Origin of the sequence: Gynuella sp. (genome assembly GCF_050297175.1) — a bacterium.
GTDB lineage: Bacteria > Pseudomonadota > Gammaproteobacteria > Pseudomonadales > Natronospirillaceae > Gynuella.
Genome location: NZ_JBNKSF010000007.1, coordinates 48,773 through 63,440 on the forward strand (window position 1 = coordinate 48,773; position 14,668 = coordinate 63,440).

14 protein-coding genes are annotated in these 14,668 nt (G+C 48.2%); all 14 read right to left on the reverse strand.

The annotated features are described in order from the left end of the window. Nucleotides 1-36: 36 nt before the first annotated feature. Nucleotides 37-510: a Cys-tRNA(Pro) deacylase gene (gene ybaK, locus ACQY6I_RS01250; protein WP_428239655.1), complete on the reverse strand. Its 474-nt coding sequence runs from the start codon at nucleotides 508-510 to the stop codon at nucleotides 37-39. Continuing rightward, nucleotides 510-1,082: a GNAT family N-acetyltransferase gene (locus ACQY6I_RS01255; protein ID WP_428239656.1), complete on the reverse strand. Its 573-nt coding sequence runs from the start codon at nucleotides 1,080-1,082 to the stop codon at nucleotides 510-512. Before ACQY6I_RS01255 ends, ybaK begins: the two co-directional genes overlap by 1 nt. Nucleotides 1,083-1,159: 77 nt before the next feature. Then, nucleotides 1,160-2,629, reverse strand: a complete 1,470-nt coding sequence (locus tag ACQY6I_RS01260) for an ATP-binding protein (RefSeq protein WP_428239657.1) — start codon at nucleotides 2,627-2,629, stop codon at nucleotides 1,160-1,162. Beyond that, nucleotides 2,626-3,339, reverse strand: a complete 714-nt coding sequence (locus tag ACQY6I_RS01265; RefSeq protein WP_428239658.1) for a response regulator transcription factor — start codon at nucleotides 3,337-3,339, stop codon at nucleotides 2,626-2,628. Before ACQY6I_RS01265 ends, ACQY6I_RS01260 begins: the two co-directional genes overlap by 4 nt. 267 nt (nucleotides 3,340-3,606) lie before the next feature. Beyond that, complete coding sequence (gene alr / locus ACQY6I_RS01270; RefSeq protein ID WP_428239659.1) at nucleotides 3,607-4,680, reverse strand: alanine racemase; 1,074 nt, start codon at nucleotides 4,678-4,680, stop codon at nucleotides 3,607-3,609. After that, a complete protein-coding gene (gene dnaB, locus ACQY6I_RS01275; RefSeq protein ID WP_428239660.1) occupies nucleotides 4,677-6,083 on the reverse strand; it encodes a replicative DNA helicase in 1,407 nt (468 codons plus the stop codon). Before dnaB ends, alr begins: the two co-directional genes overlap by 4 nt. Nucleotides 6,084-6,188: 105 nt before the next feature. Further along, entirely contained in the window at nucleotides 6,189-6,638 is a 450-nt protein-coding gene (gene rplI, locus ACQY6I_RS01280; protein ID WP_428239661.1) for a 50S ribosomal protein L9, read from the reverse strand. A 26-nt stretch (nucleotides 6,639-6,664) separates the two neighbouring features. Continuing rightward, nucleotides 6,665-7,525 carry a hypothetical protein gene (locus ACQY6I_RS01285; RefSeq protein ID WP_428239662.1) on the reverse strand — a complete coding sequence of 287 codons (861 nt, stop codon included), beginning with the start codon at nucleotides 7,523-7,525 and terminating at the stop codon, nucleotides 6,665-6,667. A 17-nt stretch (nucleotides 7,526-7,542) separates the two neighbouring features. Then, a complete protein-coding gene (rpsR, locus tag ACQY6I_RS01290; RefSeq protein WP_044616904.1) occupies nucleotides 7,543-7,770 on the reverse strand; it encodes a 30S ribosomal protein S18 in 228 nt (75 codons plus the stop codon). 20 nt (nucleotides 7,771-7,790) lie between these two features. Then, complete coding sequence (rpsF, locus tag ACQY6I_RS01295) at nucleotides 7,791-8,249, reverse strand: 30S ribosomal protein S6 (protein WP_428239663.1); 459 nt, start codon at nucleotides 8,247-8,249, stop codon at nucleotides 7,791-7,793. Nucleotides 8,250-8,392: 143 nt separating this feature from the next. Continuing rightward, complete coding sequence (locus ACQY6I_RS01300; protein WP_428239664.1) at nucleotides 8,393-10,339, reverse strand: M48 family metallopeptidase; 1,947 nt, start codon at nucleotides 10,337-10,339, stop codon at nucleotides 8,393-8,395. Nucleotides 10,340-10,357: 18 nt separating this feature from the next. Then, nucleotides 10,358-10,960 (reverse strand): LemA family protein, encoded by a 603-nt coding sequence (locus ACQY6I_RS01305; RefSeq protein ID WP_428239665.1) that lies wholly within the window; start codon nucleotides 10,958-10,960, stop codon nucleotides 10,358-10,360. A gap of 361 nt (nucleotides 10,961-11,321) precedes the next feature. Beyond that, nucleotides 11,322-12,083, reverse strand: coding sequence for a 23S rRNA (guanosine(2251)-2'-O)-methyltransferase RlmB (gene rlmB / locus ACQY6I_RS01310; protein ID WP_428239666.1), 762 nt, complete (start codon nucleotides 12,081-12,083; stop codon nucleotides 11,322-11,324). Continuing rightward, entirely contained in the window at nucleotides 12,083-14,557 is a 2,475-nt protein-coding gene (gene rnr / locus ACQY6I_RS01315) for a ribonuclease R (RefSeq protein ID WP_428239667.1), read from the reverse strand. Before rnr ends, rlmB begins: the two co-directional genes overlap by 1 nt. Between the last annotated feature and the right edge of the window lie 111 nt (nucleotides 14,558-14,668).

Consider the following 14,668-nt stretch of genomic DNA (forward strand, 5'->3'; position numbering starts at 1 on the left):
ATTGAAGAGACAAGTTCGTTGATTTCAGGGCAAAAATTACCCTTGAATATCGGCCAGTTGAGCATTGATGAGTTTAATCAGGTCGTCCGGTGCCATTTCTATCTGCAGTCCGCGTTTACCGGCACTGAACAGCATGGTGGTTAATCTTGAGCAGGATTGATCAAGCACAGCCGGCAGTCGTTGTTTTTGCCCCAGTGGACTGATGCCGCCAACCACATATCCGGTCGCTTTCTGGGCCTTTTGCTGATCCGACATCTGGGCTTTTTTCCAGCGTAAGACTTTGGCAACAGCCTTAAGATCCAGGTTGAAAGCCACCGGTACAATGGCCATAGCCAGTTTGGGATGCTGGCTGTCAGGCGTGATGATCAGTGTCTTGAATAGTTGTTCTTCCGGGCGCCCTAGATAAGCAGCAACGGCATTGCCATAACCCGGGCCGGACATTTCAACTTCGTATTCGTGTATTTGAAACGGTATCTTCTGTTTCTTAAGCAGTTGTATTGCGGGAGTCATCAGGCCAGGCCTTTGTTGTTGAAGCCAGGATTGTTCAGGGCTGTCAGTATATGATCCCGCCATGCTCCATTCAGATAGAGATAATCTCTGGCGTACCCTTCGATTGTAAATCCCAGTCGCTTAAGCAGTGTTCCGGAGCGTTCATTGACAGGTTGGTAGTTGGCCATGATCCGGTGCAGGCAAAGAGTATCGAAGGCAAATTTCAGTGCAGCCTCCATGGCTTCTCGCATCAGCCCTTGTCCTTCATATTGCTGGTCAATTTTGTAGCCAATTAATGCTGCTTGGAATACGCCGCGGATAATGCCGGATATTTGGATTTGGCAGATCAGCTGCTGGGTTTCCTTATGATATCCATAAAGGCCGTATTCGGTTTCATCGTTCCATTTCTTTTCTTCCAGCTGTAGTTTCTTGTACCAGAACTCTAGGTCGCTGCGATCCAATACGCTGGCAGGTGAGCCCAGGCGGAAATGATGGCGGTTTTCCAGGTGGAGTTTGAGTACGGCTTCAGCCATATCTCTATGAGCAGGCTTTATGATAAGACGTTCAGTGAGAATATCTGTACGGTCAGTCATGAATCGTCCTTATGTGAGAATGCCAGCGCAGGCTGGCAGTTTATTACAGACTGAAAAGAGAGAATCAGCCGATCATATCACGGCTGTGGCAGATGTTTAGTGCTGTCATTTTCCAGCCGGGGAGACTGTTTGATTTCCGGCACGTTGATAGAGGGTAATTGAATCTGAAATTCCAGGCCGCCACCAATATGGTTTTTGGCCGACAGAGTTCCATTATGACTGCTGATGACCTGCTCGGCGATCGAGAGCCCAAGGCCGGCGCCTCCGTCTGCGGTATTTTCTACCGCCCGGAAAAAAGGTTCAAACAGATGCTGCAGAACTTCTTCGGATGTTCCAGGACCATGATCCCGGATTAGAATTTCCACTTTGTCTGCTTTTCCAAAGGCCATATCACGGGTTTCAATCTCTACCGTGGTATGTTCTTTGGTGTAACGAATACCATTACGGACGATATTTTCCAGTGCGCTGTGCAGTAGTGAAGACTCGCCTCTGATCCATTTTGAATGGCCTGTTTTCAGGGTGACTGATTTGTTAACGGCCATGGCTTCAAAGTTGGCGTCGTCTGCCAGCTGGATCAACAGTGGAGTCAGGTCCATTGGAGCCCATTCCATGCTCTGCATTTTGTTTTCCAGTCTCGAAAGTTTGAGTACCTGTGCAATCATCTGTTCGAGTTTTTCGGTTTCCCGTTCAATGCGTTCAAGAATGCCATGTGCCTCCGGACCGCATTTCTGATGGGCAATACCAAGGGCAACCTGAATCCGGGTGATCGGGGAGCGCAGCTCATGACTGACATTGCTGAGTAATCGTTGTTGTGCGTAGACCAGATTTTCCAGCCGACTGGCCATATAGTCGAAGTCTCTTCCCAGATGACCGAATTCATCCATGCGTTTGGTTAGCGAGTGGCCGATGCGAGTATCGAGTTTTCCACCCGCCAGTTCCCGGTATGCCCGACCAAACTTGGTTAGAGGGCGCGAAAACGACCACGCTAGAAATGCACTGAGTAAGCCGCTTAGCAATAACGACAGCATTAAGATGACGGTTTCGTTCAGATATTCCTGAGGCAGTGACGATGGTGGTGAGGCATTCCATCCGCGCAGTAATAAGTAGTAACCTTGATTACCAATTTGAAGTGTAGCTGGGCCAAGCCAGACTTCATTGCGCCAAAAGCCCAATACCGGACGGGTTTCATCCAACATGGTGCTGAGCAGTGGAAAGGCTGATCTCGGCGGACGGGGTAACCCAATAATCCGAAATTCTTCGTCGACAAGATAGATCTGTACCCGTTCCAGTTCGTTGATGCGTTGTAACTGTGTTACCGCTTCGCTGCCGTAACGGGCATAGATCTGTAGAACCCTGCGGGCCTGACTGGCAAGTGCTTCAATAGATTCAGAATTGGCAGGCTCTATTTGATACGGACGATTGATAGATTTGACCACCACCGAGGTAATGGCGATGATCAAAATACAAGTAATCCAGAACCAGAGAAAGATCTTTCCAAATAAGGTGTGCCAGGGGTTCAGCCGGGAAGCAATTTTCCTCCAGCTCATTCATCCTCACCTGTGATAAACATATAACCAACGCCACGAATGGTTTTGATTTTCTGATCATCAGTAATAATGGCAGACATTTTCTTTCTAAGATTACTGACGTGCATGTCAATGGAGCGGTCGTACAGTTCGATCGGTCGACCCAAAGCCGCAATGTTCAGTGAGTTCTTGTCTATGACGGTACCGGCTTCCTGCATCAATGCCTGCAGAACGCGAAACTCAGTTGTAGTCAGTTCCAGTAATTGCCCCTGAACTTTAACGGTATGCGTTGCGGTATCCAAAACGACCTCATTGATTTCCAATGTGATGTGTTTTGGAGATTCATCGTTATCCATGTTGGCGCGACGGATCAGTGCTCTGATACGAGCAACCAGCTCCCGGTGAGAATAAGGTTTGGCCAGGTAATCGTCGGCGCCAAGCTCTAGCCCGAGTACTCTGTCCATTTCATCGCCTTTGGCGGTTAGCATGAGAATGGGGGTGCGATTCTGACGCTGGCGTAGTTGCTTCAGAACATCAAAGCCACTCATGTCTGGCATCATTACATCAAGCAAAATCAGTTCATAATTTTTATCTGCTTTTTGTAGACCGGTGACGCCGTTGGGAGCCATTTCCAAATGAAATCCTTCCACTTCAAGATATTCCTGAAGTAACTGGCCCAGGCTTTGATCGTCGTCGATTAATAAAATACGAGTGTTGTGACCTTTGTTCATAATATCGTCCCAGTAAATTCAGTGCCCAATTGTAAAGGCGCGTAGAACCCGTAATATCGGTTTACCCAGATTTTACAAGCTTCCGACACAACTTTGCCGCCCTTAAATTAAACTCCTAAATACGTTAAATCGTCTATCCATCTGTCTCTTGATGAGCAGGTGTGGTTTAAATTTACCATCATTGTTCAGTCGGGAATGACTCAACTTCCACGAGTCAATTCAACGCCGCCAGGTAGTATAAGTGCGGCTTTTTTTCTTCCTTTCAATTCAGTTATAAACTCTTTCGATTCGAGCTGAAAGTCTGGTTAGTAATTCATATCCAATTGTGCCCACATGACTGGCAACATGATCAACACTTAAATTTTTGCCCCACAACTCGACATCATTGCCAATATCAATTCCTGCAATATCTGTAATGTCGATGGTTAGCATATCCATCGATACGCGCCCGACTACAGGTGCAATATGCCCGTTTATCCAGGTTGGGGTATTGTTGCCAGCATGACGTGGATAACCATCGCCATACCCAATGGCTAGAGTCGCTATCGTGGAGTTTCTTTCAGCACACCAGTTTGCACCATAACCGACATGCTGGCCCTTTGGGATCTGGTGTATGGCAATGACAGGAGCCGTGAGAGTCATTGCTGGAACCAGATTAAGTTGCTGTGCTGACTTATCTGAAAACGGGCTGGCACCATATAACGCAATGCCGGGTCGGATCCAGTTGCCACGACTTTGAGGAAGAGAGAATATGGCCGCAGAATTAGCCATACTGAATTCGCAGCCCATTTGTTTGGTAAAAGGAGCGAAACTGTTCAGCTGAAGCTGATTGAAAGGGTGCTCAGGTGTATCAGCACAAGCAAAGTGGGTGATATACGCCACTTTGCATCGATACTCCTGCGTGAGTTTTGTTGCCCATAGTGTGCCTACTTCCGGAGATAAGCCCAGACGGTGCATGCCGGTGTCTATTTTGAGCCAGATCTTTTGGCTGGACAGATTGCTGATCTGTGTTAACCAATCCAGTTGTATTTCATTGTGAATGACCATTTCCATATTGCGGGATATTGCTTCTTGTGTCTGGTCCAGAGTGACGCAACCTTCCAGCAATAGTATGGGACGGGTTATGCCCGCTTGTTGGAGTTCCAGTGCTTCCACAAACGTTGAGACCGCAAAACCATCTGCCAGGCTTGTAAGTGCCTTTGCCGTGGAAATGGCACCATGGCCATAACCGTTGGCTTTTACAACTGCCCATATTTTGCTCTCAGGGGCATGTTGTCGAATGGTATTCAGATTGTGTTTGAGGGCTTTGATATCAACAGTTGCTAAGGTGCCGCGGCTCATTCGTCGTAACTACTTTGGTATTCAGGGGCTAGATCTTCAAAACGAGTGTATTTACCGATAAAGGCCAGGCGGTCTGTACCAATTGGACCATTTCTTTGTTTGCCGGTAATGATTTCGGCAATGCCTTTGTCAGGTGAATCTTCGTTATACACCTCATCCCGGTAAATAAACAGGATAATGTCGGCATCCTGCTCAATCGCACCAGACTCCCTAAGGTCGGAGTTAACCGGTCGTTTGTTGGGTCTTTGCTCCAACGATCGATTAAGCTGTGATAGGGCAATCATCGGGCAATCAAATTCTTTGGCAATACTCTTTAATGAGCGTGAGATTTCCGAGATTTCATTGGTGCGACCTTCGGTGAAGCCTTTGATTTTCATCAGCTGAAGGTAGTCGACCATCACCAGTGCCGGGTTCCCGTGTTCACGTACCAGGCGTCGGATCCTTGAGCGCATTTCAGTTGGACTGATGCCTGCGGTGTCATCGATAAATAATGGGCGACTGTTTAGCATGTTAACGGCCATGGTCAGTTTGGGCCAGTCATCAGGTTCCAGTTTCCCTGTTCTGACCTTCGTCTGGTCAATACGTCCCAGCGAGGATAGCATCCGCGTGACCAGCTGGTCAGCTGGCATCTCCAGGCTGAAAACAAGAACCGGTTGGTCTTGAGCCATAACCGCGGCTTCAACCAGGTTCATGGCAAAGGTCGTTTTTCCCATAGAGGGGCGAGCTGCCACGATGACCAGATCGCCCGGATTGAAACCAGAGGTGCGGCGATCAAGTCCTGTAAAACCGGTGGTGATACCGGTTAATGGACTATCACTCTCGAACAACTGCTGAATTTTGGCTACGGATTTCTTCAATAATGGGTTAACGCCGATCAGACCACCCTCATTAGGGCGATCTTCTGCGATTTTGAAGACTGTTCGTTCCGCCTCGTCAAGCAGAGTTTCAGCATTCCTGCCTTTGGGCTCATATGCCGCAGATGCGATTTCGTTGGCGGCTTGAATCAGCCGTCGCTGGACACTACGTTCGTGGATGATCTGAGAATAGGCAACCACGTTACTGATGCTGGGAGCCTGTTCGGCCAGGTCTGCCAGGAATATGCGTCCCCCAATCTTATCCAGATCATTGTCACGTTCCAGATCATTGCCAACAGTAACCACGTCGAACGGTTGAGCCTGTCCAGCGAGTTTCTCCATAACCCGGAAGATAAGGCGGTGGGGTTGCTGATAAAAATCGTCAGCAGTAATAATTTCGCTGACATTGTCCCACTGATTGTTATCCAGCAGCAGGGCACCTAAAACAGACTGTTCGGCCTCAATCGAGTGGGGAGGAACTTTAATCTGACTGAGTTCGTCAGTATCTGAGAAAAGATCGTTGTTTGGTAGAGTGTTACTATCCGGCACGTTTTACTGACCCACAAAATGGATTCGTAATGGTAAGTGATTGTGTTAGTGCAATAAATAAAAAAGGCGCATGAAGCGCCTTTTTTGCTTGGTTCTCTAATGTACTTATTCTTCTGGAATAATGATCAGTTTGAGAACTGAGTGTACTTCTGGGTGAAGCTGAATATCAACTTCGTATTCACCAGTAGAACGTAAAGCGCCACCAGGCATTTTGACTTCAGACTTGGAAACCTCAACACCAGCTGCTGTAACCAGTTCTGCAACGTCGCGAGGACCCACAGAACCAAACAGTTTGCCGCCATCGCCGGCAGGTGCTGCGAAGGTCAGTTCCAGTTCATTGATTTTGTCAGCGCGACCTTGAGCTTCATCCAGTTTGGATTGAGCAACTTTTTCAAGTTCTGCACGACGTGCTTCAAAATGTTTGATGTTTTCCTCTGTGGCTGGAACGGCTTTGCCTTGAGGGATCAAATAGTTTCTAGCGTAGCCGGCTTTAACAGAAACCTGGCTGCCCAGATCGCCTACACGGCCAACTTTTTCTAATAGGATTACATCCATCTTTCATAACCTCGTATTTTGACTGCCTAGTTGCTGCTTGGGCGAATTCTGGTTCTGAAATCAAACCAGGCATCAGCAATGGCTAGCAACAATATGAATGGCAGTGCGTAAAGGGTAAACAGTAACAGTGCAATATAAAACACTGTAAGCCAGACCCCACCTAACTCTTTTTTAGCAACGATCCCGTGAATCAGTGCTGTGCCTGAAATCAACAATGGCATTATTGTTGGTTCCAAAGCAAATAGACTCCAAAGTGATATCAGCCCGGCCATTGCTATCAGCGTCAAGACCATCCAGGGTTGCAGTCTCAAAGCATGAAACTCAACTCTGAATCCACCCGGATTAAACAGGGCAGATTGCCAGTAACGAGCCAGAATCAGTGACAGAATAGCCATGTCTACAGAGCCGCCCGCCATTAGCATTGGCAGTGCATTTTTTTCTGTGAGCGTCATGATTAACTGCTCATACAGACCGTTTTGCCCTGACTGCTGAACGAAATTGACCAGTTCCTGGTTGATGGCTTTGAACGGCTCCTCCAGCGCAAATGCAGCTGTTATAGCCAGAACAATGCCGCAGCCTGACGCAGACATCAGCGTCCACGCCCAGGACTGAGTATTTCTGAGCACCAGTGCCAGAATGACGACCACCGGACACATCAGAATAACTGTCACATAGGCAGTAAGGGAGCCGGTTGAAACGGCGCCAATGACAATGCCTAATATGGCTCCTGATAAAGCCTTTATCCCTTCGGTTTGCCCCTTTCTAAGGGTCACTAATCCTACTATTGCAGCTGCTAACCAAAAGGTCAGCGGTAATGCTGCACTGATCGCGGAAATCACAAAGGCATTGACCGGCTGTTTCATTGCAAGTTCTGCAAGGAACTTCATGTCAATGCTCCCAATGATTATTCGTGGCTGTCAGTGTAGGGTAACAGGGCGATATAACGGGCGCGTTTGATCGCAGTTGCAAGCTGACGCTGGTAGCGTGCTCTGGTGCCGGTAATACGGCTTGGTACGATCTTGCCGGTTTCTGTAATGTAGCCCTTCAGAGTTTCCAGATCTTTGTAATCGATCTCGCTGACACCTTCAGCAGTGAAGCGACAGTATTTACGGCGACGAAAAAAACGTGACATATTCAATATCCTCCCAATGATTATTCAGCTTTGGTTTCAGCTTCGTCTTCAGAATCATCGGCATCTTCAGCTGAATCATCATCTTTAACGTCGCTCGCATCGTCGTCACTGTTTTCTGCTTCAGTTTCAGTTGGACGTTCTTTGCGGCGGCTGTCCTTGCTGCTTTCTTTCATCATCGGAGATTGTTCTGTTATCGCTTCTTTACGACGGATAACCAGGCTACGAATGATGGCATCGTTAAAACGGAAAGTACTTTTCAGTTCTTCGATTGTTTCTTCGTCGCATTCAATGTTCATCAGCAGATAGTGAGCTTTGTGAACTTTTTGAATGGAATAGGCAAGCTGGCGACGACCCCAGTCTTCGTTACGGTGAACTTTGCCACCTTTGTCTGTAACGATACCGGTGTAGCGTTCCACCATTGCTGGGACCTGTTCTGATTGATCAGGGTGCACCAGCAGTACGACTTCGTAATGACGCATAAATGCTCCTCATGGGTTCTAGCCTTCTGAGCTAATGTTATTGGTTAACCAGTAAGGCAAGGAGTGATCGGATTGTAGTTCCCGGTCCAGCTCTTGAGCCGGATTTAAGGGAGCGCGGATGCTACAGTAAACCTGGAGTAATTTCAATGCAGATCCAGCAACTGTTCTTGCTCCAATATCAGTGGTGGCATTGGGCACCCAAATACGATGGCGATGGTACGGAGGTAGTCGTATTCGCTGACATTCACCTGCAGGTCGGAAAGTATGATATCGCTGCAGGACTGTATGACCGTTCTCTTCAGAATAAAACTAAGGGCATTTAGTTCGTTTATGGCTGGTTGCAGCCGGGTCAGTGGGATAGCGCTTCGACTCAATAACCAACGATCAGTGAAGCCCATGCTGGCCATTGCCTGTTTATAGGTATGGCTGGCTTTTTGTAAATCAGTATTGAGATAAACCAGAGATGACAGCAGCAATTGTAATTCTTCACCAAGATTTTTGAGTGAATGATGTTTAATCCGGTCCCGTGTTTTATGAACCGGATTCAGGTGGTAATCCAACAGCGACAAGACTATCCACTCCATCAGCACAATCTGCTGATCCCATTCGCACAGCTGTTGTATGCGTTGCAGAAATTTCAGGATATCTTCTTCAGTATGTTTGTTGAGAGCCGGGATACAGAGTTCCAGACATGGAAGACGCAGGGCCGGCGCAGCCTGGCGTTGCCATTTCCACAGTTGTGTCAGAGTTTCAGCGCCCTTGGGATCGTCAGTTGCAATGAACTGGAATATCTCTTTTTGTTGGGTGTTTTCTTTTAGTATGAGTCCATAGCAAAATGCCCTGGCGCCAACAGATGTGTCCAGTAGTGTCCTGACATAAGCGGGGATCTGTTTATAAAGTTTATGGGCATATTCCACATGTGCGGGACTGGTCTGTCCGACTGTCTGTTGTATTTGCAGGCCTGTTGCTGCTGCAGCCATTCCTCCAATCAGGGTTGTCTCTGGTGCCTGTTTTTTTCGGGGGGCATTTTCCAGATTTCTGTTTTCGATATTGCGTTGTCTGACCATGAAGTTGGGGGCTACTCGTTTTATCCTTTCCGGTAGCGGCGGATGAGTGGCTAGCAGGTGACTGAAATGTGTGATGTTAACGGCTTCGCCAAAGCAGAAATGACTCATATCTTCTGCATGTCGGTGCCGTAACTGTGATCCTTCGTTCTGTTTCTGGATCTTATACAGTGCTCCAGCGACGGCTTCCGGATTGCGTGTGAATTGGACCGATGAAGCGTCTGCCAGGAATTCGCGTTGTCGGGATACTGCCGCCCGGATCAGGCGACCAAAAAAAACACCGATAGCACCGATGGCCATTAACGCAAATCCTGCCAATAATATAGGTATGGCACCTCTGTCATTACGCGAGCGGCGATAACTATGTCTACCCCAGCCGCCTATGTCTGCGATAAAGCGACCAAACTGACCGATCATGACAATACCCGCCAGCATCGACATTAGGCGGATATTGAGCCGCATGTCGCCATTGAGTATATGACTGAACTCGTGTCCGACCACTCCCTGTATTTGTTCTCGGTTCAGGTGTGTCAGCATGCCACGAGTGACGACCATCACCGCTTGATTGGTCTGGTAGCCAGCAACAAATGCATTAATTCCGGTTTCCCGGTCCATAATATACAGTTTGGGTGCTGGTACTCCCGAGGCTATAGACATTTCCGCAACAACGTTGCGAAACTGTGTCGCCTGAAGGTCATTGATAAATTCTTCAAGCGGTCTGGCGTCAGCCATTCTGGCGACCGCTTCGCCACCTTTGGCAAGGTTAAGCCACTGTAATAACGATCCGGACAGCAGAATCAATAATGTGACTCCGGCAGTAAACCAGGCGTTAGGGTTGTTCAGCCAGTGCTGGAGCCCGGCTGGAATAGAAAAGTGTTTGTAAGCGGTATAGTTCTGCCAAGACAACCATATCGCGAAAGCAACAGCATTCACGGCTATGACGATCAGCAGTGTGGCCAGGGAGAAGAACAGGATTAGCTTCCAGGTATTGCGCCGGGCACGATCCTGATGCTCAAAAAAATCCATCTTTTGTCACTCTGTCCGTCAGGAAAAGGATATTTTGGGCGCTTCTTTGGTTTTGGGGTCTTCTATTTCAAACAACTGGGCATCTTTAAAGTTGAATATGGATGCCAGAATATTGTTTGGAAATGACTCTTTGTAGGTCTGGAATGTCATGACTGAATCATTGAAGGCCTGGCGGGCAAATGCGACCTTGTTTTCAGTACTTTGCAGGGTTTCCATCAATTCCATCATGGTTTGATTGGCTTTGAGGTCTGGATAGTTTTCCTGCAGGGCAAAGAAGTTGGCCAGAGCACCATTCAACGCACCTTCGGCGACGCCGAGTTGCTTGATTGCCGATGCATCAGCAGGATCAGAAGATGCTTTTTTCTGAGCCCGCAAAGCCACGTTTCTGGCTTCCACGACTGCTTCCAGGGTTTCCCGTTCATGTTTGAGATATCCCTTGGCTGTTTCGACCATGTTGGGGATCAGGTCATGGCGATACTGCAGTTGCACGTCTATTTGCGAAAAAGCATTTTTAAAGCGGTTTTTCAGGTTGATCAGCCGATTATAGATGCTGACACCATATAGTATGACAATCGCTGGAATACCCCAGGTGATAGCAGTTCCAATCCATTCTGTTGACATTTTTTCTCTCCTGAAAAGTGTTTGTGTCTAGGGCCTGTATACACTCATTTCGTCGAACCTGTTATTGGCTAAAAAGACTGCAATTAAGTGATGCGGCATTCCGACGGTTAACGTGAAGTTTAGTCATTCTAAGCGCACGTTGACCAACGCAAAGTGCGGCCTTTTTAGTCATAACCCTTCGGGCTGAGGCCCATGTCACTCAACTCGGCGTTGCTCGTCGCTCATTTAGGCCCGCTACTAAAACGTCAGGAACGTGTTAGCGTGTAACCCCGAAAGGGTAAAGCTCATAACATCGCTCTTCGCGCCTGGATTTGAGTGAAACTGGCTCTCAGCAGGCCGATGAAATGAGCGCGGACAGGCCCTAGCTAACCGGTCGTTGGCGCACAATCTCATACAAACAGACGCCGGTCGCAACGGAAACGTTTAAACTGCTGACTTGGCCAAGCATTGGGATGTTGATCAGTTCATCGCAGGTTTCTCTGGTAAGCCGACGCATACCACTGCCTTCTGCGCCCATCACCAATGCTAGCGGACCTTTGAATTGTGCCTGGTGAAGACTGTGGTCAGCCTCGCCGGCAGTGCCTACGATCCATACTCCTTTGTCCTGTAGTGATCTCATAGTCCTTGCCAGATTGGTTACCTGGATAAAGGGAATGGTTTCGGCGGCACCAGATGCTATTTTAACTGCGGTAGCTGTGAGTGTTGCTGACTTGTCTTTGGGAACTATGAGCGCGCTGACACCAGTAGCATCAGCAGTTCGCAGACAGGCACCAATATTGTGTGGATCTGTTACACCGTCCAGAATCAGAAATATCGGATCAGGTGTCTGCTCAAGTAATGGCCACAGATCGTGTTCGCTGAGAGTTTCCAACGGTGTGGTCTGTGCCAGTATGCCCTGATGTGAAACCTCATCCAGTTGGTGTTTTCTGATAAGGCGTTCAAATGCCTGGCGTTCAAGAAACTTGACTTTAATCTGTCCGTTTTTGCACAGGTCGATAATTCTCTGAACCCGCTTGTCTTTGCGGTCACGGTTAACCAAGACTTCCTGCAAACGTTTGCTTTTGTTTTCTACCAGTGAGGCAACGGCGTGAATGCCATAAGCGATGTTGTTTTCTTCTGTCATTACCTGTTTGTCTTCTTACGTTTGCTGTGTGAGTGTGCTTTACCGAAATCTGCCTTAGGGGTACGTTTGGGGGCTTTTCCGCTCTTGCTCTTACTTTTATGCTTGGAAGTTTTGTTGGCAGGCCTTTTTCCCGATTCTTTGGCTGTTTTGGAAGCTGATTTTCTGCTGGCAGCTGTTCTGCGGGCAGTTTTTATCTGGTTTTCCAGTTCAAAATCGATTTTACGTTCATCCAGGTTGACTCTGGCGACCCGGACGCTGACCTTATCTCCAAGACTGTAAACAGTACGGGTACGCTCGCCGACCAGACGATGTCCGGCAGGGTCAAATACATAATAGTCTGAGTTCAGCGAAGTTACGTGGATCAGGCCTTCGACAAAAATATCGTCCAGTTGTACAAACAGCCCAAAGGCGACGACACTGGCCACTGTGCCAGTGAATACGTCACCAATGTGATCTTCGATGTATTCGCATTTTAACCAGGCAATGACATCCCAGGTGGCTTCATCGGCACGTCGCTCGGTCATAGAGCAATGTTCCCCATACATCAACATTTTTGCCAGATCGTATGGGTAACTGATTGTCGCATCTATTTTGGGGGTATCTTTCACTCGTTTCACTAGGGCGGTTCGACGACCACTGTGAATGACGCCGCGAATTGCCCGGTGAACCAGCAGGTCAGGATAGCGTCTGATGGGGCTGGTGAAGTGGGTGTATGCGTCATAGCCCAGGCCAAAATGCCCTTCATTCTGCGGTTGATAGACTGCCTGACTGAGTGAACGCAGTAACACCGTTTGAATCAGATCAAAATCATCTCTGTCTTTTATCTGTAGTAGCAGTTTCTGGTAATCGGCAGGAGAAGGTTTTAATCCACCACCGATTTCCAGGCCCAACTCCCCGAGATAAGAGCGCAGATTTTCCAGTTTTTCAAAACTCGGTCCGGCGTGGACGCGATACAGTGCCGGGATCTCCAGTTTATCTAGAAAATCTGCCGTACAGGTGTTAGCGGCCAGCATGCATTCTTCGATCAGTTTGTGTGCGTCATTGCGCTCTACTGGCACAATGCGATCAATTTTCTGATTGTCGTTGAAGACGATTCGGGTCTCCTGGGTTTCAAAATCGATTGCGCCTCGCTTGTTTCTAAGTTTGCGCAATACCTTGTAGAGTTCATGCAGGGTTTCGAGGCATGGCAGTACATGAGAAAATTGCTGCCGAAGCGCATCTGCTTTTTCCAGATCTGGATTCATCAGCATGGTTGCCACCTGGTTGTAGGTCAGGCGTGCATGCGAATGTATCAGTGCCTCGTAAAATTTATACTCTTTCATAGTGCCACGTGGGCCAAATGTCATTTCGCAGCAAATAGCCAGACGATCTACATGTGGATTCAGGGAGCACAATCCGTTGGACAGTACTTCCGGTAGCATGGGAACTACTCGCTCGGGAAAGTAAACCGATGTTCCACGATTGAAAGCCTCATGATCCAGAGCTGAGTCGGGTTTAACGTAATGGGATACATCTGCAATGGCGACAAACAGTTTCCAGCCCCCTTCACGGGTTCGGCGGGCATATACGGCGTCATCAAAGTCGCGAGCATCTTCGCCGTCAATGGTGACCAGCGGATACTTGCTTAAATCCACCCGGCCTTGTTTGTCTTTGGGCGAAACGTCGCTTTTAAACAACCGGGCCTGCTGTTCAACTTCTTCTGGCCAGCTATGGGGAATGGCAAATGTCTGTAGGGCAATGTCGATTTCCATGCCGGGGTCCAGATGTTTTCCCATCACTTCCACGACTTTACCGATAGGTTGATGCCTGAATCGGGGTTGTTCAACAATTTCAATCAGGACAATGTCGCCATCTGTGGCACCAGCAGATGTTCCGGGTTTGATCAAAATATCATGATGAATTTTGCGATTTTCCGGGCAACCGAAGCCAATTCCTGATTGTTCATGATAACGGCAGACAAGTTGAAGAGTGTTGCGCTCCAGCACATCCACAATTTTGCCTTCCATTCGACCCCGAAAGTCCCGCTCGGTTTCCCGGACCAGCACCACATCGCCATCAAACACACAGCTCATTTGATTGCTGTTCAAATAGATATCCTTGCGGCCATCTTCAGCAATCAGAAATCCATAGCCGTCCTGGTGGCCTTGAACCCTGCCTTTAGCCAGGTTCATTTTGTTGATCAGACCAAAAGCGCCATTACGAGAGCAGCGTATCTGCCCGTCCCTTACCATAGCGATCAAGCGACGGCGCAGAGCCTCAATTTGATTGTCGGTGGTCAGGCTGAGTGCCTGGCATATTTCGGGGTGGGAAGCAGGGCCATTTCGTTCCTGCAGATGAGTCAGGATGTACTCTCTACTGGGGATGGGGTCTGCATAATTTTCTGCTTCGCGACGGGCGTGGGGGTCTTTAATGGCGCGATCTTTTTTCTGGCGGCTGATAGTAGCTGTCCTTTTATATGAATAATTTATTGGCATGGTAGCTAAAAGGTGATTGAGATAGAAGAGAATACTCGCCGCAGCTGGTAAACGTAGTTTGTTTTGTCACTCTGGTTGGAGTGGGGTGAGTTGGTCTGAGCAGCTTTTGGG